This is a genomic window from Acinetobacter sp. YH12070 (genome assembly GCF_013419625.1).
Classification (GTDB): Bacteria; Pseudomonadota; Gammaproteobacteria; order Pseudomonadales; family Moraxellaceae; genus Acinetobacter; species Acinetobacter amyesii.
This window is the reverse complement of the sequence record NZ_VOZT01000037.1, coordinates 1-25,001: the sequence shown is the minus strand read 5'-3', so window position 1 is coordinate 25,001 and position 25,001 is coordinate 1. Positions and strand designations below refer to the sequence as shown.

Here is a 25,001-nt window from a genome sequence, read left to right as displayed (position 1 = left end):
TCTGACTCATGTATTTATCATCAATGATCTGTCGCAGTTGCAGTATTTGAATCATTAGCAACAGCTTCATCCCCCGGTGTACCGCTAGTCGTATCATTGGCTGTTGCAGTTTGTGCATTGGGTGCAGGATGATCAGGCGGTGCATCCGAAGCAGAAGGTTTCATATCTGCAAACATATAAAACAATAACGCGATTAAGAAGATACCCACTAAGATCAGTATGTACACAGGGATACGTTTTTTTTGTGTTGTTTCTTCCGTACTGGTGGTATGGGGTGGTTTATTAAAATCGTGTGTCATATTCCCCTCGCTATTTTGTTGTTCGTCGTTCACTTTTTATACTAGCAATACAATATCCATTGTTGTGTGAAGAACAATTACAATCCGTGAAAACATGTAACTTAAAAGATCAGTTCAATTTACATCCGTTTTTCTGTTTAGATAGTTCCCTTAATTTTAGATTTAAAATCAATCGCTAAGGTAAAAATATCGGAGCATGAAATGAATGTACCATTTCAATCGTATTCATTTTCAGAGTATCAAGTGTTGCAAAAATAAATGCTTTTTTGAGCTAGATGGAATTCTCTGCTTTTGATGAATGAAATGAGCTATAATCATGCACCTTATTTTTCACCTGTTATCAAATCTATGGCGTACCATCAACAAGGTGTAACGCTTGATCTTGACACTGACGTCACTCATCAATGTTCCCTTCATTACACTCGTGATCAGCATCTTATTGGCATTATTGAATTTAGTAAGCCAAGTTATGTGTTGAAATGGGGTGATTTGGAATATTTCCGCCGACGTACTGAAGAGTTTTCAGTGATGCCATTCCCTGAATGCATCAATGCGATGGTGATTGATATTCGAAATATTGCGGCTTTTTTAGATAATGAAGTGCCTATTATTCCTTGGCGCTTGCTCGAAGAAGAATGCCCGATTCGCTTAGTTGTTCCCCAAGATCGACTGGAGCATTATGCTGGCTTTTTTGAACCGACTTGGTTGACTTCCGACGTAGACACAGCGATTCAAGAAATTCGTGAATTTATGGATATGTTTGTGCATTAACACGGAGATTAAACTAAAGTTTAATCCCGAAAACCTCCATTTGGAGGTTTTTTTATGCCCTTTTATTTTCATTATCTATTTCACAATAAATATAATTCATTTAATATTCAATCGCTTATAACAAATTTACTTATAAAAAATCTTCATAACTTATCCCATTTCTTAGTAACAATTCGGCAATAAATTTTGCTTGAGCCTTGTTCGATTTATCACCTAAGATGTAGAAAATGATCTCTTTTTTATTGTTGAAACATTCTTAAAAACAAAGCAATAAAACTAAATACGTAACAAGATCATAAAAAGTGGATATTAAATCAGGGTAAAAGGAGTTTTAACGATGACGTCAAAAAAACATTTAGCAACTTTGTTCTGTGCAAGTGCGCTCACTTTAGGGCTTAGCGCATGTAGTGACAATAAAGCACCTACAACGGATAAAGCTGCAGGAAGTGAAGCTGCTGTTTCTGACTCAGGGACTTTAGATAAGATCAAAAAATCGGGCACGATTGTTTTAGGCTATCGCGATTCATCGATTCCATTTTCATATATCGCAGATAATCCAAACCAACCTGTGGGTTATGCGCATGATCTTCAATTAAAAGTAGTTGAAGCAGTAAAAAAACAATTAAATCTTCCCGATTTAAAAATCCGTTATAACTTAGTGACCAGCCAAAACCGAATTCCATTAGTTTCTAATGGCACCGTCGACTTAGAGTGTGGTTCAACCACCAACAATAAAGAACGCCAACAACAAGTTGATTTCTCAACAGGTTTCTTTGAAGTGGGTTCACGCTTACTTACTGCAAAAGACTCTGGGATTAAAGACTTCGCTGACCTTAAAGGTAAAAAATTAGTCACCACGGCAGGAACTACATCTGAGCGTTATATTCGTCAACATGAAAAAGAGTTAGGTATTGGTGAAGTCATTTCTGCCAAAGACCACGCTGAGTCTTTCCTCATGCTACAAAATGGTCGTGCAGCGGCATTTATGATGGATGATATTTTGCTGGCGGGTGAAAAATCGAAAGCCAAAGATCCAAATAAATGGGAAATCGTGGGTACAGCACCGATTCAAGAAATTTATGGTTGTATGCTACGTAAAGGCGATACTGGCTTTAAACAAGTGGTTGATGATGCAATCAAAGCGACCTATAGCTCTGGTGAAATCAATGACATGTATAAAAAATGGTTCCAAACGCCAATTCCACCAAAAAATATCAATTTGAATTTCCCGATGTCTGATCAATTAAAAGCATTGATTAGCAATCCACATGACCGTGACGAATAACTTTCCCTAAACATTCTAAAGATGCTTAAGCCAAACGGATTTTGGCTTAAGCTCATTATAGGGAGTTCCTATGAATTATAGCTGGAATTGGGGTGTGCTGTTCCAATCTACTGGTGTAGGTGATTCGACCTACCTGAATTGGATTTTAATTGGAATCGGCTGGCTGTTTGTCATCGCTTTGGTGGCATGGAGCATTGCGATGGTGCTCGGCAGCATCTTGGGTATTATGCGTACCCTACCGAGTCCTGTAGCACGAGGTATTGGTACGGCCTACGTGACTATTTTCCGAAATGTACCCTTATTGATTCAACTGTTTATTTGGTTCTATGTTGTACCTAACTTCCTCCCTGCTGCGATTAAAAGCTGGTGGATGAATGACCTTGGAGCAAATACGACCGCCTTAATTTCTGCAAGTGTCGGTTTGGGTCTTTTTACAGCTGCACGGGTCTGTGAACAAGTCAGGACAGGTATTGAAGCGCTTCCTTTGGGGCAAACCAATGCTGGTTATGCCATGGGATTTAGCACGACTCAACTTTATCGCTATGTGATCTTACCGCAGTCATTCCGCACGATTTTGCCGCCTCTCAGCTCTGAGTTGACCAACTGTGTCAAAAACACCTCAGTCGCGTCTTTGGTCGGTGTTGCAGAAATCATTTCACAGATGAAAACCATCAGTGAATACACGCAAAACACCATCGAAATTTATACCTATGTCACCATTATTTTCATCGTGATCAATATCTGTTTAATTGGTTTCATGAATTTTCTGGAAAAACGCCTACGCGTTCCTGGCTTAATTGCAGGAGATAAATAATGGAATGGCTCAGTTCTTTTATTCAAGACCTTCAAGCGTCTGGCCCTGCGCTATGGCATGGTTTCAGCATCACGCTAAAAGTGGTGATCACGGCAACCATTGGTGGTGTCTTTATTGGGACTTTATTGGCGTTGATGCGCCTGTCCTCGATTAAAGTATTTAATATTTTTGCTAAAGGCTATGTGAACCTTTTTCGTTCTATTCCTTTGCTCTTGGTGCTGATGTGGTTCTACTTTGCCGTACCCTTTATCTACACAGGGATCACAGGTAACTATCTGACGATTGATACTGCCCTCGTGTCGAGTATCGTGGCCTTCATGCTATTTGAAGCCGCTTACTTTTCAGAGATTGTCCGTGCCGGGATTCAATCGATTCCTAAAGGTCAAACTTCTGCAGCTTATGCCCTCGGTATGAGCTATAGCCAAGCGATGCGCTTAATTATTTTGCCGCAGTCCTTTCGCAAAATGACGCCACTGCTTTTACAGCAAACCATCATTCTGTTCCAAGATTCAACCATGGTTTATGCCATCGGGCTCTTAGACTTTTTCCGCACCAACTATGTTCGAGGCGATCTCATGTCATTGTTAACTCAATACATTCTGTTTGCCGGTTTGGTGTATTTCACTATTAGTATGATCGCCACCTATGCAGTTAAAAAATTACAACGGAGGTTAAGTGTATGACCGATCAAAAAACGATGATTGACCTCCAAAATGTCAGTAAATGGTATAAAGATTTTCAAGTGCTTACCGATTGCACGACTCAAATTAAACAAGGTGAAGTGGTTGTGGTGTGTGGACCTTCAGGTTCAGGCAAATCAACGCTCATTAAAACCGTTAATGGACTTGAGCCTTTTCAGGCCGGTACGATTTTAGTCGACGGAATTTCCATTAATGACCCAAAAACCGATTTAAATAAATTGCGTAGTCGTGTCGGTATGGTATTCCAGCACTTTGAACTTTTTCCACATTTATCCATTACCGAAAACCTGACCATTGCGCAGGTTAAAGTCTTGGGTCGATCAGAAGCCGAAGCCAAGAAAAAAGGCTTGGCTTATTTAGACCGTGTGGGTTTAAGTGCGCATGCCGCTAAATTCCCTGCACAGTTATCAGGTGGACAGCAACAACGTGTTGCGATTGCACGTGCGCTCAGTATGGACCCGATTGCCATGCTGTTTGATGAACCAACTTCGGCACTTGATCCAGAGATGATTAACGAAGTGCTTGATGTGATGGTGGGTCTTGCCAAAGAAGGTATGACCATGATGTGTGTAACCCATGAGATGGGCTTTGCGCGTCAGGTTGCGGACCGTGTGATCTTTATGGATCAAGGAAAAATTGTGGAAGACTGCAGTAAAGATGATTTCTTTAATGCCCCTCGTGGTGAACGAGCGCAGCAGTTCTTAAATAAAATTCTGCATTAACATCAAAACGTTTATTTAACTGATGTTACGCAGTAACATCAGAAGCGTAATTTGATTCAAAATAAAAGTACGATACGCGGTAACGTCATCCGCAAGTGTTTGAGATAGGAATTCTTCTAATCAAAAATGTTTTTGCGATACTTTAGATAATTAGACGCTTGTGAACGAGTTTTGTCGGTGAGGTGCATTGCACCGCAAGATGGTTTCCTTGCGAAGCACGCTTCTCATTTTGCCTAATGAGAAGCGTGCTTCGTAAGAGTACCTCCAGCCGAAGGCTAATCCCTTTATTCATTCCCTTGATGTAAGACTCCGTCGAATTGGCTTAAAAATCATTTTAAAAATGCAAAATTACTTTTGCATGCATAACATCAGTTATTTAATTTCCGAAAATAAAAAAGCTCATCCATCGATGAGCTTTTTTTCATGGCAGATTACCAATAATTTTCTACCGCAATATTGCCTTCACCACGACGGTTCATAGTCAAACCACGCGCCTTTAATGCTGCCTTGGTGTCATCAACCATTTGTGGATTACCACACAGCATGACATGCGTCGTTTCCACATTAAACGCTAAGCCTGCCGCCTGTTCTAACTCGCCATTTTCAATTAAAACTGGTAAACGGTCATGCAGCGGCGCATTTGGATCACGTGTCACAATAGGAATAAATTTGAAGCCCGTATGCCCTTCGCCAAAGGTCTCAGCGATTTCTTGAATCCGCTCTATATAAGCCAGTTCTGATACGGTGCGCACACTGTAGACTAAATTAATTTTTTCGTATTTAGACCACGTTTCAAAGTCTTGTAGCATCGATAAAAATGGTGCTAGACCCGTTCCTGTTCCCAACAGCCATAAGTCCTTTGGCAATGGCAACTGATAACGCGCCAAGGTAAGGAAACCATATGGAACTTTTTCTAAATACAGCTCATCGCCCACTTGTAGATGCTGCAAATTTGAAGTAAACGCACCATCAGGAACGACGATAGAGAAAAACTCTAAAGTTTCATCAAAGGGGGACGACACCACAGAATAGGCACGAACCACCAATTCATCGCCCACTTTCAAACCAATTCGTGCGAACTGACCAGCGGTAAATTTAAAATGCGCAGGACGTGTCATGGTAAAACTGAACAAAGTATTGGTCCAACGGTGTACAGATAAAACCTTTTCTAAGCTAAATTTTTCAATTGACATGATTTGAACGTGGCGTGACAGACTGTGCTCATGTTAGCATGACAGCATAATTTATTAATATTTTTTAAATGTTAAGGCCTGATTCATGCGCATGACTTTACGCCAGTTGGCTGTTTTTGTAGCAGTCGCTCAAGAAGGTACCGTTACCAAAGCCAGTGATGCTGTCAAACTTACTCAAAGTGCAGCAAGTATGGCATTGGCAGACCTCGAAGATGGTCTCGGTGCTCCACTGTTTGACCGACTTGGTAAACGCTTGCAATTGAATGACTTGGGTCGTTTTTTATTGCCACAAGCTTTGGAAATTTTAGGACGCTGTGAAGCTTTTGAACAAGCAGCGAAAGGCGAACTACAAAGTATTGATCTACGTTTGGGCGCGACCCTGACCATCAGTGACTACTTGATGCCAGACCTCATGGCAGATTTCTTACAAATTCAACCTCAAGCACATTTACAACTTCAAGTCGGCAATACCCGCCAAATGATTGAAGCGGTAAACCAATTTCAGTTGGATTTGGCCTTAATTGAAGGTTCATGCCACCTGCCACAGCTACAATGTATTCACTGGCGTGACGATGAACTTGCGGTGTGCTGTTCACCAGAGCACCCTTTAGCGAAGCTGGATCGTGCACTCACTGCGGCTGACTTTGATAACGTGGAATGGATCTTACGTGAAGAAGGTTCAGGCACACGTGAAGTATTTGATAACGCAATTTTAAAAGACCTGCCAGATGCCAATATTCGTTTAACCTTGGGTCATAACGAAGCCATTCTAAAAATCGTGGCAGGTGGTCTTGGTATGTCATGTATTTCTAAACTGGCAATTGAGCCTTTACGTGAAAAAGGTCAATTGGTGGTTTTAGATACGCCGTTTTGGCAACTTGCCCGTCCATTATTCATGTTGGTACATCGTCAGAAATACCAAGGACCGGGTCTCAAAGCCTTTATGCAATTTTGTGAAAAATCTGTCTAAATAAAAAAGCGCCTAATGGCGCTTTTTCTTATTTATTAAATTGTCGTTCGCAAGGTATTCCGTCGTTGTTTCCGTCCATTTTTGTACCTGGACAATTACGAATGAAAAACACAGCTTCATCATAAGAACGCATCTGACTACAATGTGTACGCCCATCACATTTATATTTAGCCTGCTCTGTTTTTGTGGGCGCTACAACAGTAGGTTGTTCATCTGCCTGAATCACAATTGGGTCTTTACGTAATTCACTAGAACCTGTGCCATATAGATTTTTTTCACCTTGCTCAGACAGCACCCGATCGGGCAAATCCCCCTGTGCTTTACGTTGTTCTTTTACGATGTTTTCATTTTCTTGCATGAGCTGTTGTAAATGTAGTTGCTTCTGTTCTTGGTACTGCTGATATTTACTATAGACAGCCACAGCTAAAACTAGAATCACAATGAGTCCAATCATGCTGAAGATTTTACTGCCCCAAACTGTGCCTTTGGCTATATCGTGAGGAGTAACTTGATCGTTTACTCGATCTGACATTGATCCAAATGACGGATTTATCTGTTCATGAGTGGGCTGCTCTTTTTTCAAATCTAAACGGATGATATTTACAGCTTTAAATTTACCTTGATCTTCTTCAATCCTGTATTTGAGATTTTCTCCAACACGTGGTTCGATGTGTCGGCTAGGAAAATCACGAATATGAAAAAATAAATCCTTTGCTTGATCTTGTTGTATAAATCCAAAGCCGCGCTCAACGTTATAGCTTTTGATTTTCCCCTCTTTAAACATAAAAATTGTCTCTCATCTTTTCTTTTAATACTCTTATGATAATAAAAAAAGAGGCCCTATAGACCTCTTTTCGATTTCAATGATTTCCATGAAATCTTACAATCACATTATTTACGCAAATTTGAAAGCAAAGCTGAAGTAATCGACTGGTTATTTGCCACGACTTTAGATTTTTTAGCTTTTGCAGATTTGTCTTCTTCACGCTCAATGTTAATGGCCTTATAACGATCTCCATTTTCCACCACATTAAATTTCACGCGATCATTACGTTTTGGTTCGACACCATCTGCGGGAAAGTCAGAGATATGGAAAAATACATCACCTTCTTCACATGAAAGAAAGCCAAAGCCCTTTTCAGGATTGTACTGCTTCACTTTACCTTTATATTGTTCGGACTTCATAAAGTACCCTATTCCATTTATGCCAATGTCTTTAGTATATAAAAAAGAGGCTATAAAAGCCCCTTTTCTGTTCATGATGCAAAAATTAGTCTTTTTGAACTGAACCGAAAATTTTATCGCCTGCATCGCCAAGACCAGGAACGATATAACCGTTTTCATTTAAACCTTGGTCTACAGATGCTGTGTAAATCGTTACGTCCGGATGAGCTTCATTTACACGTTTAATGCCTTCTGGAGCTGCAACAAGCACCATGACACGAATATCTTTACAACCACTGGCTTTTAGAACGTCAATAGCAGCAACGAGCGATGAACCCGTTGCAAGCATTGGGTCAATAATCATCGCTAAACGGTTTTGTACGTCTGGTACTAATTTTTTGTAGTAAGTACGCGCTTCTAAAGTTTCTTCATCACGCTCTAAACCCAATACAGATACTTTCGCACTTGGAATCAGGTTTAAGAAACCATCCAACATACCAATACCTGCACGTAAAATCGGTACGACTGTTATTTTTTTACCGGCAATACGATCTACAGTTACTTTACCATTCCAACCATCAATTTCATGATCGACCATTGGTAAATCTTTCGTTGCTTCATAAGTCAGAAGCATTGTCACTTCTTGAGCAAGCTCACGGAAGTTTTTAGTACTAATATCTGCACGACGAAGTAAGCCGAGTTTATGTCGAATAAGCGGATGACGGATTTCATGGATAGCCACGGGAGAACACCTAAAAGGTTAAGATAAAATTTCGACCATTATAAAGCTATTTAACAAATGATAAAAATAAAAAAGCCCCCTTTACAGGAGGCTTTTTTGTAATAAGCAAATTAATTACTTAATTCATTAGTTAAAACCACTTTGAATTAAGCTAAAAATGAACTGTTGTAATTCAGGTGAGATTGCAAAGTATGCCACTTGAGAAACTGCAATGATTGGATCTGGATATACACCGATCAACAACACAAGAGCAGCTGCACCAAGCACCATAATACCACCCACTTTTTGACCCCAATGATCGACAGCATCGATACGTGGGTTTTCCGGTGGAGTCATGTACATCACAATCATCACACGTAGGTAGTAGTACAAACCGATACCTGAACCAAGGATCACCATCGCAGCTAAGAACCATGAACCACCAGCAACCGCTGTTTTGATCACAAGGAACTTACCAATAAAGCCAGCTGTTAATGGGATACCTGCAAGAGATAACATCATGACAGTCAGTGTTGCAGTCAACACTGGACGACGCCAGAACAAACCACGGTACTCCGCAAGGCTACCTGCTTCGTCTTTGTTGTTGTAAGGGCTAGACATCAGTGTCACAACACCGAACGCACCAATCGTTGTTAATACATAAGTAATCACATAGACGTTGACGCTGCTGAATGTTGCAAAGCCTTGTACTTGAACAAAGTCAGTATTACGTGCACTGACAATCGCAACAAGTAAGTAACCAAAGTGAGCGATTGAAGAGTATGCAAGGATACGTTTCAAGTTCACTTGACGTACTGCTAGTAAGTTACCCGCAAGGATAGACAATACTGCAATGATGGTCACGATCGTGATGAAGCTGTCAGAAAGGATTAAGCCAGAAGCCAAGAAGTAACGAACGAATAGACCGATCATTGCCACTTTAGCCACAGTCGCTAAGAATGTCGCGATTGGCGCTGGCGCACCTGCATACACGTCTGGTGTCCATTTGTGGAATGGCGCAAGAGACAATTTAAATGCAACAGCAAAAACAATCAGTGCAAGACCAAGGACTACACCCGGTTGGCTGAATGTTGTGAACATTTTGCCTGGTTCAGCAACGAATGCCATTGTACCTGTGTACGCATATACATAAGCCATACCCATCAACAACATCGCAGAAGCAGTTGCTGAAAGCACCAAGTATTTCACACCCGCTTCAAGCGACTGTGAACGTTGGTGTGTATAAGCCAATAGGCCGTATACAGGAATCGACATTAGTTCAAGGCTGATAAAGAAAGACGCATAGTGCGAACTTGCAACCATTAACAATGCACCCGTTACAGAGCACAGCATCAAGATATAAAGTTCTTCACGGTTATCTTTATAGGTTTCGATATACGCATGTGACAATGTGCAGCAAGCAAGTGCTGCAATCAAAATCACGAATTGGTACAACATCGTAAATGGATCTACGATGAACAAATTCATTACGTTTGCAGGTGCATACTGCCCTGCAACGAAAACAAAAATAATATAAAAGGCTGCAAGGTTCAGACCGATAACGGAAGTCGTTGCAACTAAATTGTGGTTACGCTTGATTGCAATTAGCAACATCACGACGATCGCAGTTAAAGCCACGATCATCACAGGAGCTAATGGCATAAGCTCAGAAAATGACATTGTGAAGTCCATGGCTTATTGCATCTCCACATTTTCAGGTTGTACAGCAATCTGCTGCACAACATCAACGACTTCTTGAACTGGGATATAGCTATTTGCAATCCACGCCATGCTTGAATTTGAAATATCAAGGAAAGTTTGTGGGAATAGACCAAGCCATACTAGACCAAGAGCACAGATTAAAAGAATCACAACTTCACGCGCATTTAAGTCTTTCAACGGATTTGCGTAATGCTGTTTTTGTTCTTCGTTTGGTGTACCAAACAATGCTTTGTGGATCAGGATTAAACCGTAAAGGCCGGCAAATACTAAGCTTACTGCAGCAAGGATTGTGTACACAGGGAACTTGTCATAAGAACCCATCAAGATCAGGAATTCACCGATGAAGTTACCTAGACCCGGAATACCTACAAGTGCCGCAACAAAGAACATTAAGAAGAATGAAAGGTATTGGAACTGACCACGAATACCGCCCATCAAACGCATGTCACGTGTATGCAGACGTTCGTAAACCTGACCACACATAATGAACAATGCAGCAGAAGATAGACCGTGAGCCAGCATCATAATCATTAAGCCTTGGAATGTCAGGATGTTACCTGCATACAAAGCAAGAAGTACGAAGCCCATGTGCGAAATAGATGTGTACGCAAGCAGACGTTTCATGTCTGTTTGTTGGAATGCACACCATGCACCGTAGAAAATACCGATTAGACCAAGAATGATCGCGATGTCAGCAAACTGAGCAGATGCTACTGGGAAGAATGGAATAACGAAACGTAAAAGACCATAAGCCGCAGTTTTAATCAAGATACCTGCAAGGTCGACAGAACCCGCTGTAGGTGCTTGCGCATGTGCATCTGGTAACCAGCCGTGTAAAGGGAAAACTGGAAGTTTTACCGCAAAACCAATGAACATACAGATCATGAATGCATACGCAAGTGCTGGAGCTTTCGCCTCAACAGTGTGTGCAACACTCATCAAGAAGTCATAGTTAAAGCTGATTTGACCGTGAAGTTGGAAGCCAACAACCACTAGACCCAAGATACCGATCAACATGATCAGACCCGCAACCTGAGTATAGATAAAGAATTTAGTTGCAGCGTAAACGCGTGACTTACCTTCTGCTCCTTTATGACCCCAAAGTGCGATCAAGAAGTAGATTGGTACCAGCATCATCTCCCAGAAGAAGAAGAATAGGAACATGTCAATCGCTAAGAATACACCGATCACACCACCTAAAGACCAAAGTAGGTTTAAGTGGAAGAAACCAACGTTCTTTTGAATCTCACCCCATGAACAGCCGACCGCAAGTACACCCAGTAATGCAGTTAAACCCACCATAAGCAGTGAAAGACCATCCACCGCAAGGTGAATGTTAATCCCTAAAGTGGTAATCCACGGTAGGTTAAATTGAGCAGCCCACTGTGGAGCCTGTGTACCCAACTCGTAGTTATAAGTACCGCTTTGCCATAAAACGACGGTTAACACCAACGTTAATAGCATACCAATTAAGGCAATATAGCGTGGTAAGTGCTTGTCGAGTTTATCGACAAGCCAGCATACAAAACCTGCAATGAACGGAATAAGGATCAGAGCGGGTAGAATTAAATTGTTTGGAGTTTCCATTTTATTTCCCCACGACCTGAATCACGACCAGGATCAATAGTAATGCAAACGTACCGAATGCCATACTAGATGCGTATTCACGCAATGAACCTGTTTGACGTGAACTTGTAAAGCTATTACCGCCTTTAACAAGTGCAGGCAATACAAGCCATAAGCCGTCAATTGGATCACGACCAAAGATTTTAGCCAGTAGCAAATAAGGCTTAACGAAAACAATGTTATACAAAGCATCGAAACCAAGTGCATTACGACAGATATTTGCAAGACCCGCGCCCAGTGAAGTTTTCGCGAACGATTTCACTGCACCATAAGCAAAGGCAAATAACACCACACCCACTGCAAGACCTGCAAGTGCAATACCAACTGCTGTATATTCAGCGCTATGCATACCGTGTTCTAGTGCTTCTGGAATATTAAACGCTGGGATTTGTGCAGCATTTAAAATATTCGTTACTGGTGCTTTTAAGACATAAGCTAAACCAGTTGAAAGCACTGCAAGAATCGCCAATGGACCCCAGTAAGTAACACCTTTGATTTCGTGGTAAGGCGTGTTTTCTTTACCAAAGAATACAACCCAAATAAGACGGAATGTATAAATTGAAGTTAAGAACGCACCTGCTACACCAGTCCAGTACAAGCAGTCATAAACTGCTATTGCTTGACCTTTCACCCATACCGCACCAAGAATCGCATCTTTCGAGAAGAAGCCGATCGTGATGAATGGAATCGCAGCCAATGCACCGCCACCAATCGAGAAACAAGCAAACAAGAATTTGTTTTTGTGGAATAGACCACCCATCTTGAAGATGTTTTGTTCATGATGGTAAGCCAAAATCACAGCACCAGAAGACAAGAATAATAATGCCTTGAAGAATGCGTGAGTCAGCATGTGGAATAGACCAGCTTGGTAAGCTTCAGCACCTACAGCCATAAACATATAACCCAACTGACTCATAGTAGAGTAAGCAAGAATACGTTTGATGTCTGTTTGTACCAATGCAGCAAAGCCTGCTACTAACAATGTCACTGCACCCGTGATTGAGATGAACATCATCACTTCTGGCGCTTGTTCAAACACGCTGAACATACGGCTACATAGGTAAACACCCGCTGTTACCATTGTTGCTGCGTGGATCAATGCAGATACTGGTGTAGGACCAGCCATCGCATCTGCCAACCATGTTTGTAATGGGATCTGAGCAGATTTACCTGCAGCACCCAAGAACAACATCAATGCAGTCCAAATCGCAATCGAAGAACTCTGAGCCAAAACTGTTGGCGCAGCAGCTACAACTTCTGCAATGTTTAAAGTGCCGAATTGTTGGTAGATCAAGAACAATGCGATCAGCAGGAATACGTCACCCACACGTGTCACAGTGAATGCTTTAATTGCAGCAAAACCGTTTGCAGGTGTTTGGTAGTAGTAACCAATCAATAGGTATGAACATAGACCTACACCTTCCCAACCGAGGAATAACAACGCTAAGTTGTCACCCAACACTAAAAGCAGCATGCTTGCTACGAATAGGTTGAAGTATGAGAAGAAACGTGCAAAGTCTTCTTCGCCACGCATGTACCATGTTGCAAAGATGTGAATTAAGAAACCCACACCTGTGATCATGCCCATCATCAATAATGATAAGCCATCTAAATGAAGCGTGAAGCCCGGTGCTAAGTTACCTGCACTGAACCAAGTCCAAAGATGCTGAGTTGTTGCAACTGAACCATTATTAACAAAGTCGATACCGGCAATTAATGCAAATAAAGCTGAAAGACCAACTGAACCTGCACCAATAATTGCAGCAACTGATTCAGGAAGATTTTTACGACCTGCCGCCAACAGGATAAAACCAATTAGCGGGAAAAGTACTGTTAAATATAAATAACTCATCCGCGCATCTCACTAGCAGCATCCACATCCAGATGATGGAAGCGATGATAGAACTGAAGGACGATCGCAAGACCGATACAAGCCTCTGCTGCAGCAAGCGTTAAGATCAAGATAAACATCACTTGACCATCTGGCTGTGCCCATGCGCTTCCTGCCAAAACGAACGCTAAAGCAGCAGCGTTCATCATGATTTCAAGGCTCATTAAAATAAATAGTAGGTTGCGTCGAACCATCACACCGTAAAAACCCAGTGCAAAAAGAATGGTTGCAACGATCAAACCATGTTCTAAAGGGATGTTGCCCATTATTCTTTGTCCTCTTCTGCACCTGGCTCACGTTTGCCAAGATGGAATGCAGCGACAAGTGCGCCAAGCAATAACATCGCAGCAACTTCAACCAGCAATAAGTACTGAGTAAAGAGTGAAGTACCCACTTCTTTCGGACCGACAACTTGAGCACCCATGACAGTGCCAGCAGTTGTGTAGTCTGACTTCAACATCCAAACAAGGATTAGACCCATTAGGAAGCTCATCAACGCAGGATATGCCCACGCTGAAGAAGTCAGCCATTTGCTTTCTTGTTCAACTGTATTTTGACCAAGATTCAGCATCATCACGACGAATACGAATAGCACCATGATTGCGCCAGCGTAAACGATAATTTCGAGGGCACCGGCAAACGGCGCACCCACGATCATGAAGATACCTGCAACTGCAAGTAAAGAAATAATCAAGCTTAATAAAGCGTGTACTGGGTTCGTGTTAGTTACAACACGAACGGTAGAGACGATGGCCACAAGCGCCATCAAATAAAATGGCCACATCATGGTAATAGACTCCGTACATCAACTGGTGTGCTTTCGCGTTGAGCCTGACCTTTATCTTTACCAGCAACAGCCATACCTGTTACGCGGTAGAAGTTATAGTCTGGGTATTTACCAGGACCTGAGATAAGAAGGTTTTCTTTCTCATATACTAAGTCCTGACGAACATACTCACCTAACTCAAAGTCAGGTGTCATTTGAATCGCAGTCGTAGGACATGCTTCTTCACACATACCGCAGAAAATACAACGTGAGAAGTTGATACGGAAAAATTCCGGATACCAACGACCATCTTCTTTTTCAGCTTTTTGTAGTGAAATACAGCCGACTGGACATGCAACCGCACAAAGGTTACATGCAACGCAGCGCTCTTCACCATCAGGGTCACGCGTTAACACGATACGACCACGGAAACGTGGTGGTACGATGTCTTCCGCTTTAACCTCTGGATATAAAATGGTGTCACGTTTACGTGTCGCGTGTGAGAATACCATCCACAACGAACGTACAATTGACCCAAATCCAGCTAGAAATTTAAACATTTTATTCTCCCTGCTGTCTTAGGCCTGATTCATCAGAATCACAGCACCAGTTACCAGAAGGTTAACCAACGCCAATGGCAAGCAAATTTTCCAACCAAAGTTCATCACTTGGTCATAACGTGGACGCATTAAAGAACCACGAGCCAAGACAAACATCATTACAAAGAATGCTGTTTTAATAATGAACCAGAATGCAGCTGGAATGAATGGAATATCTAGGTTGAAAGGCGCTAACCAACCACCGAAGAATAAAGTCACGATTAATGCAGAGATCAGTACTACGTTGACGTATTCCGCAACGAAGAACATACCCCATTTCATACCGCCGTATTCGACATGGTAACCTTCCGCCAATTCTTGTTCTGCTTCTGGTTGGTCAAATGGATGACGGTGAGTTACCGCAACACCCGCAACCACGAAGATCAAGAAACCTAAGAACTGAGGAATAACAAACCAAACATCACGTTGAGCTTCAACAATTTCACGCATGTTGAATGAGCCTGCAATCGCAACCACACCCATTAGTGAAATACCCAAGAACACTTCATAAGAAATGGTTTGAGCAGCAGAACGTAAACCACCAAGTAATGCGTATTTGTTATTTGATGACCAACCACCGAACAATACTGCGTATACCGCAATACCAGCCATTGCCATAAAGAACAATAGACCGATGCTCATGTCTGAAACACCTAAATAAGGTGAAACAGGAATAACCATGAACGATAGCACCGCAGTTGCCATCGCCACTGCTGGAGCCATACGGAAAGTCAATTTGTCAGCAAATTTTGGTGTCCAGTCTTCTTTGAACATGATTTTCAGCATGTCGGCAACAATCTGGAACATACCGCCCGGACCTACACGGTTCGGACCGTAACGGTCTTGCCACAAGCCGAGTAAACGACGTTCAATAAAAGACATCAACGCAGCGATCAATACCACAACCAGTAAGATCACAATTGCTTGAAGAACTGAATAGGCGATTGGCCAGTTTTCAGCCCACAGCGGCGTTTGACGGATTAATTCTTGTTCCATGAATTACACTCCTACCGCGACTGAAACAGGTTCTGCAAGCGATACTGTAGGTGCAAGACCCACTGGGTAACCGATATAACCTGTAGGTAAGTATTCAATCACTTGAACTGGAAGGACGATTTCAGCATCCCCTGCTTTCACAGCGATACGTTGACCATCTTGAATATTTAAGCGTGCTGCATCTTGCTCACCCACAGCAAACATTGCTTCAGGAATACGTGATTCCATCGCAGGTGTTTTCACTGTAAATTCACCAGAAGCGAAGATGTGATGCATCGGTACAAGACGGAAGCTTTCACCATTAACCGCAACAGGTGCAGGTGCAACGAAAGTACGTGCTGGACGTTTCGCTAAACGATCGAATAAACGAACGCCTGCATCACCACCTTTTAAGTGACCACCCACGTTGTCTTGGAATTTGTTCCAAGCTTGTGGAGAGTTCCAACCCGCAGACCAAGCAAATGGTACAAGTGAAGCTGGAGTTTGGTTACCTACATAACCTTCCATAGAGAACGTCAACGCAGAGTCTTTATCGACTGGTTGTTTTGGTTCATGAATAGAAAGTGGTGCGCGCATTGCCGTACGACCTGAGTAACGACGTGGTTCACGTGCCACTTTCAGACCATGTACACGGAAGCCAGCATCTGGTGCGACATCTTGAATCGCTTCAAGTGCAGGAACGTTTTTCGCCACTGACTCGATCACGTCATCAAGAAGTGTCCAAGAAATGGCTTTGCCTTTCACGCCAGTTTCAATGGCATGTAACCAGCGCCAAGATTCTTTGATCGCAAGTTCAGGTTTATAGTAGCTTGGGTCATACACTTGGTAGAAACGTTGTGCACGGCCTTCTTGAGAGACAACAGTACCGTCACCTTCAGCAAATGAAGCAGCAGAAAGTACGATGTTGGCTTTCTTCACAGTTTCAGTTTCAGAATGATCAAGTACAATCACTTCTTTACCAGAAAGTGCAGCATTCACCTGAGCGGCTGGTAAACGACGATAAAGGTCATTTTCCACCACGATCACGGTATCGTAATCTTGTGCAAATGCTTGTTCTAAGCTTTGACCACCAAAGATCGCTAAGCCCATTGAGTTCACTTCAGGAACAGTCAATGTTAAGCCCGCATTACCAAGGTTCTGTGCAACTTGTGCAGCAGCTTCCATGATTGATGCGTCTTGCAAGCTTGTACCAGAGATGATTAATGGTTTTTTCGCAGCTTTTAAAGTGTCAGCAATGGTTTGTGCAAATGCTTTTGCATCGTCATCCAAACCTAAGATCACTTCACCTTTGACAGCAGCAGCGACCGCAAAACCTAAACGTGCAATGTCGTTAGGTGATGCAACAACTTCACCTGTTGCAACATCAGCTAAACGTGTTTGAGTTGCAGCAAGGATGTAAATCGGAGATTTGGCATCTTGAGCAATACGTTGTACAGGTTCAGCCAACCACTCTTGCGTACGGCGCTCTGCAGCCATTTCTTTAGCTTTATTTTTCGCAGCTTGGCGAACAGATAGAGCCATACGAGGCGCAGTTTGAGTCAGATCTTCACCCAAAATCAACACAGCATCGTAGCTTTCGATTTCACGCATACCAGGGTTATAAACACCTTCGGTTTGCATAATAGAAGCTGCAAGTTCAACAAGTTTTTGCTCTTTTTGAGACATACCCGTTGAGAAGTTGTCTTGACCTACAAGTTCGCGAAGCGCGAAGTTTGATTCAAGTGATGCACGTGGTGAACCGATACCCAATACTTTTTTGCCTTGGATATTTTCAATTACGGTATCCAATGCTTGGTCTACAGAAACTGTAGTTACATTTGCACCAGAACGGAATTGTGGTTGACGTGGACGATCTTCACGGTTCACATAACCTGTACCGAAACGACCTTTATCGCAAAGGAAGTATTGGTTCACGTCACCGTTAAAGCGGTTTTCTACACGACGTAGTTCGCCATAACGTTCACCTGGAGAGATGTTACAACCTGAAGAACAGCCTTGGCATACGCTTGGCGCATACTGCATGTCCCATTTACGGTTATAGCGTTCAGAGTGAGTTTTATCTGTGAATACACCTGTTGGGCACACTTCAGTCAAGTTACCAGAGAATTCAGATTCTAAAGTACCTGATTCTGGACGACCAAAGTAAACACGCGAAGCGTTTGCATACACACCAAAGTCTGTACCACCTGCATAATCTTTGTAGTAACGCACACAACGGTAGCACGCAATACAACGGTTCATTTCATGAGAAATGAAAGAGCCTAGCTCTTGGTTGTAATGCGTACGTTTTGTGAAGCGGTAACGACGACGGTCATGCTGAGTCATTACAGTCATATCTTGTAAATGACAATGACCCCCCTCTTCACAGACTGGGCAGTCGTGTGGGTGGTTGGTCATCAAGAATTCAACAACAGAAGCACGGAAATTTTTTGCTTCGTCATCTTCAATCGAGATGTAGGTATTGTCAGATGCAGGCGTCATACATGACATAACTAAACGACCGCGAGTATCTTCAGGATTCGCGTATTGAGTCACAGCACATTGACGGCAAGAACCGACAGAACCTAAGGATGGATGCCAACAAAAGTATGGGATGTCGATGCCAAGGCTAAGACATGCTTGTAGCAAGTTCTCTGAGCCGTTGACTTCATACGATTTTCCATCGACATGAATTGTAGCCATAGTCGAATTCCTTAAGCTTGTTCTACGTTGCTAGTTTGAGCTGCCGCATTTACGACTTTAGCTTCAAACTCGCCACGGAAATGTTTGAGTGCGCCCATTAACGGTTCCATCGCACCTGGAGCATGCGCACAGAAAGTTTTACCAATCCAAAGCTTACGAGTAAGTTCTTGTAAGTGATCGATATCTTCTTTCTTACCTGTGCCATCTTCCAAGGCTTTAAGCGCTTTAACCGCCCAAGGTAAGCCATCACGGCATGGTGTACACCAACCGCAAGATTCACGCGCAAAGAATTCTTCTAAGTTACGTGTCGCAGAAACCATACACTGAGTTTCATCGACTACCATGAGCAAACACGTACCTAAACGTGAACCTGCTTTCATGATGCTTTCAGCATCCATAGGAAGGTCAATATGTTCAGCAGCAAGGAAGTCTGTAGAAGCACCACCCGGTAACCATGCTTTGAGTTTTAAACCATCACGCATACCACCCGCATGATCTTCAATCACTTCACGCGCAGTTGTACCAAATGGAAGTTCCCAAAGACCTGGGAATTTTACTTTGCCTGAAGCGCCATAAATTTTAGTACCTGGATCTTTCGACTTACCTTCAGATAAACCGATATACCATTCAGGGCCACGAAGCATAATTGCGGGTAAGTTGTTGTAAGTCTCTACGTTGTTAACAATCGTAGGACGACCCCAAGCACCTGCAACTTGTGGGAATGGCGGTTTAGTACGTGGGTTCGCACGGCGACCTTCAAGCGAGTTAATCAATGCAGTTTCTTCACCACAGATATAACGACCCGCACCGGTATGCACGTGTAACTCGAAGTTCCAACCTGTACCTAAGATGTTTTCACCCAAGTAACCTTTGGCACGAATTTGGTCCAATGCTTCATTTAAGTATTGAGCCGCTTCGATGTATTCACCACGGATGAAGATATAACCCTGTGTTGCTTCTAATGTATAAGCAGCAATCAACATACCTTCGATCAACTGATGAGGAAGTTTTTCCATCAACAGACGGTCTTTGAAGGTACCAGGTTCCATTTCATCGGCATTACAGATGAGGTAACGAGGGCCTGAGTTATCATTTGGCGCCATAAGCGACCATTTGATCCCTGCAGGGAAGCCCGCACCACCACGACCTTTTACAGTCGCAGCTTTGATCACTTCAAGCACTTCTTTCGGTTGCATGCCAACAGCTTTCTTAAAGCCTGCATAACCTTCAAGTGCTTCGTAATCATCTGCACTGCGAACGTGTTCCTGTTTGCTCAAACGCCAAGTTAATGGGTGAGTTTCTGGGTTACCGTCGCCATAAATTGGTTTTGGTTCAGTATTCATACATACTTCTCCAATAACTGTTTAATTGAAGTCACTTCAACTAGACCGTGAGTGTCTTCGTCAATCATTAACGTCGGACCTTTGTCACAGTTACCTAGGCAGCAAATTGGCAATAAAGTAAAGCGACCATCTGCAGTCGTTTGACCAAATGAAATGCCTAATTCACGCTGGAATGCTTCAGCAAGTGTTTCCGCACCCATCAAGAAGCAAGCAATCGAGTCACATAATAAAATTACGTGGCGACCAACTGGTTGACGGTAAATACGGTTATAGAAAGTAGCAACACCTTCTAGGTCTGCAAGGCTCATGCTAAGCAATTGCGCAATAGCATTCATCTGTGCATCATCTACCCAGCCATTACGGCGTTGTACACACTTCAACGCATCAAGACATGCTGCGCGTGGGTACGGATAGTGACCAATGTGATGTTCGATATCGTGGATTTCTTCCGCAGTTAAAATCCCTTCAACGTTCACACGTGGTTTTTTGTCAGTCAAAATCATCATAATGCGATTACCCCTTAGCGATCCACGTCAGCCATTACGACGTCAATTGTCGCTAAATAAATGATTAAGTCAGACATTAAGCTGCCGTTAATCACAGAAGGCATTTGCTGTAAGTGCGTGAAGGTTGGTGTACGGATTCGTGTACGGTAACTCATCGTTGACTTATCTGAAGTCAAGTAGTAGTTCGACGCACCTTTTACCACTTCCGCCATTACAGAGCTTTCGCCTGCTGGCATTACAGGACCCCATGACACGCTCAAGAAGTGCGTAATCAATGTTTCGATGTCTTGTAAAGTTTTATCTTTTGGTGGTGGAACAGCCAATGGATGGTCTGCTTTGTATGCACCAGAAGGCATGTTGTCTAAACATTGTTTGATGATTTTCAGTGATTCTTCAATTTCACGGAAGTGAACAAGAACACGTGCATAAGCATCGCCTTCGTACTCTAAAGGCACATCGAAGTCGTAGTTTTCGTAGCCGCTATAAGGACGGTATTTACGAACATCGAAATCAATACCTGTAGCACGTAGACCAGTACCCGTTACACCCCAAGCCAATGCAGATTTAGCATCATACTGAGCAACATTACGGGTACGACCGATAAACACTGAGTTTTTAAGTGCTGCAGTGTAATACTCGTTCATACGCTTCGGCATCCAATCTAGGATTTCGCGAATGAGGTGCTGCCAGTTGTTTGGCAAGTCGTGCGCTGTACCACCGATACGGAACCATGCTGGGTGCATACGGTAACCCGTGATCGCTTCGATCGCGTCATAGATTTTTTGACGGTCAGCGAACATATAGAATACTGGGGTCATACCGCCAGCATCCTGAATCGCAGTACCAATGAACAATAAGTGGTTATTGATACGGAACAATTCAGACATCATGACACGGATACATTGTGCACGATCAGGAACGGTAATCCCTGCCATTTGCTCTACGCCAAGAACGTAAGGCATGTTTTGCGCACAACCACCTAAGTAGTCAACACGGTCTGTATACGGAATGAATGAGTGCCATGTTTGACGCTCAGCCATTTTTTCCACACCACGGTGGTGATAGCCGATGTCAGGTACACAGTCTTTCACTTCTTCACCGTCCAACTGCAAGATCACACGGAAGGCACCGTGCGCAGATGGATGGTTAGGACCCAAGTTTAGGAACATGAAGTCTTCATCATCGTTCCCACGCTTCATACCCCAATCTTCAGGTACGAAACGAAGATGTTCTTGTTCGTAATCCTGTTTCGCTTGGTTTTGGCGATAAGGCGTGTATTCGGTCGCACGTGCAGAATATTCTTTACGTAACGGGTGACCTTCCCAATATGTTGGCAACAAGATACGACGGAGCATTGGATGCCCTTCGAAGTTGATACCAAACATGTCGTAAGCTTCACGTTCGTACCAGTTGGCATTCGGCCAAATATTGGTTGCCGTTGGAATGTTTACATCATTCTCAGCTAATGCAACCTTGATACGAATATCACTGTTACGCTCTAACGATAACAAGTGATAGAACACAGTGAAGTCAGATGCAGGCAGACCATCGCGGTGTGTACGTAAACGCTCATCAACCGCAGACAAGTCAAACAGCATCACGTATGGACGTGACACCGTACGCAAGAACATTAAAACTTCTTGTACACGTGCGCGCTCAACCCAGACTGTTGGAAAGTCTTCAAAAGTCGTTTGCACGTAGAAGTTCTCACCAAATTTGGTTTTGAGCTCTTCTACAATTGCAAATGCAGGGCGGGAATCAACTGGAGTTGATTCTGGCATAGCAATGTCAGTTTCAGCCATTGGCTTGGCTTCCTATTTAATACAAATTCAGTCAATCAAAACGACAATTACACCCAGTCCGGGTGTATCAATATTTCGTCGCAGTGATTATTTAATTTCATCCATTGAGCGTAAGTTTTTCACTGCAATACGCTGTGCGTTCTTACGGTCACGTTCTGGCATCATCTTTGGCTTATACACTGGCTTAAGATCATCACCAATCACGGCCGATAAAGGACGGCGCTCAAGTTGAATCTGGTCTTGCAATAACATCAATGCCTGAATTAAAGCTTCAGGACGTGGTGGGCAACCTGGGATATACACATCGACAGGGATGATTTTATCCACACCTTGTACAACTGAATAAATGTCGTACATACCACCAGAGTTTGCACATGCGCCCATTGAGATTACCCATTTAGGCTCAAGCATTTGCTCGTACAAACGTTGAATTACAGGCGCCATTTTCATGAAGCATGTACCTGCAACAATCATCAAGTCAGCCTGACGTGGTGAAGCACGAATAACCTCGGCACCGAAACGTGACAAGTCATGCACGCCTGTTAAAGTCGTTGCATACTCTACGTAGCAGCAAGATGTACCAAAGTTGAACGGCCAAACTGAGTTTTTACGACCCCAGTTTACTGCTGTATGTGCAACATCCTCTAAACGAGTCATGAACACATTTTTATTCACTTCTTCTTCAAGCGGATCGGTAACGATTTGACGCTCTTGAAGTGGATATTGATCAGCATCCGGATTCGCACGGGTTAATGTATATTTCATCCCGTCTTACTCCTTGTCAGATGATGCAGTCGGTGACTTAGATTTCACACGACCAGATGATTGCGCTGGAATTTGACCTGTAGGGTCCATAACCAACTCTTCAATAGAGTTAAAGCGTGTGATTTCTGCGATGTCCATATTTGGTGAACCAATTTTCAACGCTTTACCTGCAGCTTTACGCTTATCAGAAGGCGCCCAATCTAATGCACCTACTTTTACCGCGTAAATTAAAGCAATCAATAAATCGACCACAAAAATAACCACGGTTGTAAAACCAAACCAGCCTGCTTCACGAACAGAAGTAGACCATGCATAAAGATAAAGTGCTTCGATATCAAACACGACGAAGAAAATTGCAACTAAATAGAATTTCGCAGACAAGCGAATACGTGCACCACCAGCACCTACTACACCTGACTCAAACTGCTCTTGCTTAGCACGACCCCATGATTTACCCCCAAGGAGTAAAGGGACGGTCAGCATAAAGACGCAAAGGAATGTAACGCCGATCACGAAGGCAATAATTGCCCAATCGTATGGAGTAATGGCACTCATGCGGGGATAACTCCTGGCAGGCCTATTTATTAACAAAGAATGTATGTATTGGCCTTCAAATACACCAAACACAAAATTAATCCCGCCAATTGTACCTGATTGAGGAGGCTTCTTGCTAGCTTATCGGTATTCGTCTTTAGGATGATTTTTTAATCATTTCAGCATTTAAATTGGGTTTACTCCCTTAAAATTAGGATTAATCGCTTAATTAGATTAGATCGTATTTTTTTATTAATTATTACATTTATGTGATTTTATCAGAAAATTATGACTGTTCAGTTTTATGAACAAACCCCTCATTTCTCAACATACACAGCAAATTTGCCGCATTTTTATCAACTGTGTCATTTATTAAATAAATACTCCCCCACCTCAACTTTGTTGTTTGTTTATTCACCTCCTCTGATTTTGGTCTGTTCTTAAAATAAAAACCGAGCTGTATTGATTCTATGTAAAAAGGCATTTTTTTAGCTTCTTGTGGCTTTTTTGCAATTCTTTGACACGACCTATAAAGAGTGTGATATTTGTAGTTAAAACACAAAAAGCAATCACAACGGAGAGACAATAATGACTTTAGAATTTACGCATAAACCTGATTATTTTCTATCTGCGCAATTGGTGATTCACCATATTAAAAACTACTTAGATAAGCATCCTGATGCTCAAAATGCCATTTTTGATTTACGTGATATCTATGAGTTATTACGTCAAGATTTAGCTTCTGCAACCACCAACCTTAGCGGGATTATGAATATTGTAGATGAATATAAACTTGAAACCCTAAACGGCGACCAAAAACTCATTAGCAATTATTCTATCGATGCTAAAAACAACTCTTTACTCATCGATTTCAATGCAGATGCCCTTGCTGCTCTGAAAAATGGCAAACCCATTATTGAACCTGATGCAACGATTACCGAATAAATAAAAACCTGATGTAAAAAAGCCATTCAAATTGAATGGCTTTTTATATGTACCACTTGTCCCGTCCTGAAATAAGTTTACACCTTAAGAGACTTATTTTATGGAACATGCACAAGAACAACGAGTTAAACGCACACAACGTGATTATAGCTTCGCCTTTAAAATGATGGTTGTACATGAAGTA

At 42.5% G+C, this 25,001-nt stretch carries 25 protein-coding genes; 7 read left to right on the top strand and 18 right to left on the bottom strand.

All coding sequences use genetic code 11. The features are described 5' to 3' along the window. Positions 1-20: 20 nt before the first annotated feature. Complete coding sequence (locus FTU17_RS11705) at positions 21-299, bottom strand: hypothetical protein (protein WP_180135560.1); 279 nt, start codon at positions 297-299, stop codon at positions 21-23. A gap of 348 nt (positions 300-647) precedes the next feature. Between FTU17_RS11705 and FTU17_RS11700 the strand changes: the two genes are divergently transcribed. The 5 genes from FTU17_RS11700 (at position 648) to FTU17_RS11680 (ending at position 4,592) form a co-directional block, all read left to right on the top strand. Beyond that, positions 648-1,070: a hypothetical protein gene (locus tag FTU17_RS11700; RefSeq protein WP_078191199.1), complete on the top strand. Its 423-nt coding sequence runs from the start codon at positions 648-650 to the stop codon at positions 1,068-1,070. 337 nt (positions 1,071-1,407) lie between these two features. Then, positions 1,408-2,355, top strand: a complete 948-nt coding sequence (locus FTU17_RS11695) for a transporter substrate-binding domain-containing protein (protein WP_180004747.1) — start codon at positions 1,408-1,410, stop codon at positions 2,353-2,355. A gap of 70 nt (positions 2,356-2,425) precedes the next feature. Next, complete coding sequence (locus tag FTU17_RS11690) at positions 2,426-3,169, top strand: amino acid ABC transporter permease (protein ID WP_168378571.1); 744 nt, start codon at positions 2,426-2,428, stop codon at positions 3,167-3,169. Continuing rightward, positions 3,169-3,852 (top strand): ABC transporter permease subunit, encoded by a 684-nt coding sequence (locus tag FTU17_RS11685; RefSeq protein WP_168378570.1) that lies wholly within the window; start codon positions 3,169-3,171, stop codon positions 3,850-3,852. The genes FTU17_RS11690 and FTU17_RS11685 overlap by 1 nt, the downstream gene beginning before the upstream one ends. Next, a complete protein-coding gene (locus tag FTU17_RS11680; RefSeq protein ID WP_078191089.1) occupies positions 3,849-4,592 on the top strand; it encodes an amino acid ABC transporter ATP-binding protein in 744 nt (247 codons plus the stop codon). The genes FTU17_RS11685 and FTU17_RS11680 overlap by 4 nt, the downstream gene beginning before the upstream one ends. A gap of 431 nt (positions 4,593-5,023) precedes the next feature. On the opposite strand, the gene FTU17_RS11675 is transcribed toward FTU17_RS11680, so the two are convergent. Beyond that, positions 5,024-5,785: a ferredoxin--NADP reductase gene (locus tag FTU17_RS11675; RefSeq protein ID WP_180025850.1), complete on the bottom strand. Its 762-nt coding sequence runs from the start codon at positions 5,783-5,785 to the stop codon at positions 5,024-5,026. 85 nt (positions 5,786-5,870) lie between these two features. Here FTU17_RS11675 and gigC point away from each other — a divergent pair, with 85 nt between their 5' ends. Then, positions 5,871-6,755: a LysR family transcriptional regulator GigC gene (gene gigC / locus FTU17_RS11670; RefSeq protein ID WP_078191091.1), complete on the top strand. Its 885-nt coding sequence runs from the start codon at positions 5,871-5,873 to the stop codon at positions 6,753-6,755. A gap of 28 nt (positions 6,756-6,783) precedes the next feature. Here the strand turns inward: gigC and FTU17_RS11665 are convergent, their stop codons facing one another. The 16 genes from FTU17_RS11665 to ndhC all read right to left on the bottom strand — a co-directional run bounded on the left by FTU17_RS11665 (position 6,784) and on the right by ndhC (position 23,893). Further along, positions 6,784-7,539, bottom strand: coding sequence for a cold shock domain-containing protein (locus FTU17_RS11665; RefSeq protein WP_180135558.1), 756 nt, complete (start codon positions 7,537-7,539; stop codon positions 6,784-6,786). Between the two features lie 107 nt (positions 7,540-7,646). Next, positions 7,647-7,940 carry a cold shock domain-containing protein gene (locus tag FTU17_RS11660; protein WP_168378567.1) on the bottom strand — a complete coding sequence of 98 codons (294 nt, stop codon included), beginning with the start codon at positions 7,938-7,940 and terminating at the stop codon, positions 7,647-7,649. Positions 7,941-8,025: 85 nt separating this feature from the next. Next, positions 8,026-8,661 carry a uracil phosphoribosyltransferase gene (gene upp, locus FTU17_RS11655; protein ID WP_078191094.1) on the bottom strand — a complete coding sequence of 212 codons (636 nt, stop codon included), beginning with the start codon at positions 8,659-8,661 and terminating at the stop codon, positions 8,026-8,028. Positions 8,662-8,787: 126 nt separating this feature from the next. Further along, on the bottom strand, positions 8,788-10,332 hold the full coding sequence (nuoN, locus tag FTU17_RS11650) for an NADH-quinone oxidoreductase subunit NuoN (protein WP_078191095.1): 1,545 nt from the start codon (positions 10,330-10,332) through the stop codon (positions 8,788-8,790). 3 nt (positions 10,333-10,335) lie between these two features. Then, positions 10,336-11,949: an NADH-quinone oxidoreductase subunit M gene (gene nuoM, locus FTU17_RS11645; protein ID WP_078191096.1), complete on the bottom strand. Its 1,614-nt coding sequence runs from the start codon at positions 11,947-11,949 to the stop codon at positions 10,336-10,338. 1 nt (position 11,950) lies between these two features. Further along, positions 11,951-13,840 carry an NADH-quinone oxidoreductase subunit L gene (gene nuoL / locus FTU17_RS11640; protein WP_180135556.1) on the bottom strand — a complete coding sequence of 630 codons (1,890 nt, stop codon included), beginning with the start codon at positions 13,838-13,840 and terminating at the stop codon, positions 11,951-11,953. Then, entirely contained in the window at positions 13,837-14,145 is a 309-nt protein-coding gene (gene nuoK, locus FTU17_RS11635) for an NADH-quinone oxidoreductase subunit NuoK (RefSeq protein WP_067665227.1), read from the bottom strand. Before nuoK ends, nuoL begins: the two co-directional genes overlap by 4 nt. Further along, on the bottom strand, positions 14,145-14,663 hold the full coding sequence (nuoJ, locus tag FTU17_RS11630; protein WP_171262661.1) for an NADH-quinone oxidoreductase subunit J: 519 nt from the start codon (positions 14,661-14,663) through the stop codon (positions 14,145-14,147). Before nuoJ ends, nuoK begins: the two co-directional genes overlap by 1 nt. Next, complete coding sequence (nuoI, locus tag FTU17_RS11625; RefSeq protein ID WP_078191099.1) at positions 14,663-15,205, bottom strand: NADH-quinone oxidoreductase subunit NuoI; 543 nt, start codon at positions 15,203-15,205, stop codon at positions 14,663-14,665. Before nuoI ends, nuoJ begins: the two co-directional genes overlap by 1 nt. Positions 15,206-15,223: 18 nt before the next feature. Then, positions 15,224-16,240 (bottom strand): NADH-quinone oxidoreductase subunit NuoH, encoded by a 1,017-nt coding sequence (nuoH, locus tag FTU17_RS11620; RefSeq protein WP_078191100.1) that lies wholly within the window; start codon positions 16,238-16,240, stop codon positions 15,224-15,226. A gap of 3 nt (positions 16,241-16,243) precedes the next feature. Beyond that, on the bottom strand, positions 16,244-18,922 hold the full coding sequence (gene nuoG, locus FTU17_RS11615) for an NADH-quinone oxidoreductase subunit NuoG (protein ID WP_180135554.1): 2,679 nt from the start codon (positions 18,920-18,922) through the stop codon (positions 16,244-16,246). An 11-nt stretch (positions 18,923-18,933) separates the two neighbouring features. Further along, positions 18,934-20,265: an NADH-quinone oxidoreductase subunit NuoF gene (gene nuoF / locus FTU17_RS11610; protein ID WP_111884890.1), complete on the bottom strand. Its 1,332-nt coding sequence runs from the start codon at positions 20,263-20,265 to the stop codon at positions 18,934-18,936. Further along, complete coding sequence (nuoE, locus tag FTU17_RS11605; RefSeq protein WP_078191103.1) at positions 20,262-20,771, bottom strand: NADH-quinone oxidoreductase subunit NuoE; 510 nt, start codon at positions 20,769-20,771, stop codon at positions 20,262-20,264. The genes nuoF and nuoE overlap by 4 nt, the downstream gene beginning before the upstream one ends. A gap of 14 nt (positions 20,772-20,785) precedes the next feature. After that, on the bottom strand, positions 20,786-22,573 hold the full coding sequence (nuoC, locus tag FTU17_RS11600) for an NADH-quinone oxidoreductase subunit C/D (protein WP_078191104.1): 1,788 nt from the start codon (positions 22,571-22,573) through the stop codon (positions 20,786-20,788). Positions 22,574-22,660: 87 nt separating this feature from the next. Further along, positions 22,661-23,338 (bottom strand): NADH-quinone oxidoreductase subunit B family protein, encoded by a 678-nt coding sequence (locus FTU17_RS11595; protein WP_078191105.1) that lies wholly within the window; start codon positions 23,336-23,338, stop codon positions 22,661-22,663. Positions 23,339-23,344: 6 nt separating this feature from the next. After that, positions 23,345-23,893 carry an NADH-quinone oxidoreductase subunit A gene (ndhC, locus tag FTU17_RS11590; RefSeq protein WP_078191106.1) on the bottom strand — a complete coding sequence of 183 codons (549 nt, stop codon included), beginning with the start codon at positions 23,891-23,893 and terminating at the stop codon, positions 23,345-23,347. Between the two features lie 567 nt (positions 23,894-24,460). Here ndhC and FTU17_RS11585 point away from each other — a divergent pair. Beyond that, positions 24,461-24,817 (top strand): hypothetical protein, encoded by a 357-nt coding sequence (locus FTU17_RS11585; protein ID WP_180135552.1) that lies wholly within the window; start codon positions 24,461-24,463, stop codon positions 24,815-24,817. The last annotated feature ends 184 nt before the right edge of the window (positions 24,818-25,001 follow it).

Bases quoted from the DNA above. Each gene is read 5' to 3' on its own strand.
- FTU17_RS11705 (WP_180135560.1), bottom strand. From the start codon at position 299: ATGACACACGATTTTAATAAACCACCCCATACCACCAGTACGGAAGAA.
- FTU17_RS11700 (WP_078191199.1), top strand. From the start codon at position 648: ATGGCGTACCATCAACAAGGTGTAACGCTTGATCTTGACACTGACGTC.
- FTU17_RS11695 (WP_180004747.1), top strand. From the start codon at position 1,408: ATGACGTCAAAAAAACATTTAGCAACTTTGTTCTGTGCAAGTGCGCTC.
- FTU17_RS11690 (WP_168378571.1), top strand. From the start codon at position 2,426: ATGAATTATAGCTGGAATTGGGGTGTGCTGTTCCAATCTACTGGTGTA.
- FTU17_RS11685 (WP_168378570.1), top strand. From the start codon at position 3,169: ATGGAATGGCTCAGTTCTTTTATTCAAGACCTTCAAGCGTCTGGCCCT.
- FTU17_RS11680 (WP_078191089.1), top strand. From the start codon at position 3,849: ATGACCGATCAAAAAACGATGATTGACCTCCAAAATGTCAGTAAATGG.
- FTU17_RS11675 (WP_180025850.1), bottom strand. From the start codon at position 5,785: ATGTCAATTGAAAAATTTAGCTTAGAAAAGGTTTTATCTGTACACCGT.
- gigC (WP_078191091.1), top strand. From the start codon at position 5,871: ATGCGCATGACTTTACGCCAGTTGGCTGTTTTTGTAGCAGTCGCTCAA.
- FTU17_RS11665 (WP_180135558.1), bottom strand. From the start codon at position 7,539: ATGTTTAAAGAGGGGAAAATCAAAAGCTATAACGTTGAGCGCGGCTTT.
- FTU17_RS11660 (WP_168378567.1), bottom strand. From the start codon at position 7,940: ATGAAGTCCGAACAATATAAAGGTAAAGTGAAGCAGTACAATCCTGAA.
- nuoN (WP_078191095.1), bottom strand. From the start codon at position 10,332: ATGGACTTCACAATGTCATTTTCTGAGCTTATGCCATTAGCTCCTGTG.
- nuoM (WP_078191096.1), bottom strand. From the start codon at position 11,949: ATGGAAACTCCAAACAATTTAATTCTACCCGCTCTGATCCTTATTCCG.
- nuoL (WP_180135556.1), bottom strand. From the start codon at position 13,840: ATGAGTTATTTATATTTAACAGTACTTTTCCCGCTAATTGGTTTTATC.
- nuoK (WP_067665227.1), bottom strand. From the start codon at position 14,145: ATGGGCAACATCCCTTTAGAACATGGTTTGATCGTTGCAACCATTCTT.
- nuoJ (WP_171262661.1), bottom strand. From the start codon at position 14,663: ATGTGGCCATTTTATTTGATGGCGCTTGTGGCCATCGTCTCTACCGTT.
- nuoI (WP_078191099.1), bottom strand. From the start codon at position 15,205: ATGTTTAAATTTCTAGCTGGATTTGGGTCAATTGTACGTTCGTTGTGG.
- nuoH (WP_078191100.1), bottom strand. From the start codon at position 16,240: ATGGAACAAGAATTAATCCGTCAAACGCCGCTGTGGGCTGAAAACTGG.
- nuoG (WP_180135554.1), bottom strand. From the start codon at position 18,922: ATGGCTACAATTCATGTCGATGGAAAATCGTATGAAGTCAACGGCTCA.
- nuoF (WP_111884890.1), bottom strand. From the start codon at position 20,265: ATGAATACTGAACCAAAACCAATTTATGGCGACGGTAACCCAGAAACT.
- nuoE (WP_078191103.1), bottom strand. From the start codon at position 20,771: ATGATGATTTTGACTGACAAAAAACCACGTGTGAACGTTGAAGGGATT.
- nuoC (WP_078191104.1), bottom strand. From the start codon at position 22,573: ATGGCTGAAACTGACATTGCTATGCCAGAATCAACTCCAGTTGATTCC.
- FTU17_RS11595 (WP_078191105.1), bottom strand. From the start codon at position 23,338: ATGAAATATACATTAACCCGTGCGAATCCGGATGCTGATCAATATCCA.
- ndhC (WP_078191106.1), bottom strand. From the start codon at position 23,893: ATGAGTGCCATTACTCCATACGATTGGGCAATTATTGCCTTCGTGATC.
- FTU17_RS11585 (WP_180135552.1), top strand. From the start codon at position 24,461: ATGACTTTAGAATTTACGCATAAACCTGATTATTTTCTATCTGCGCAA.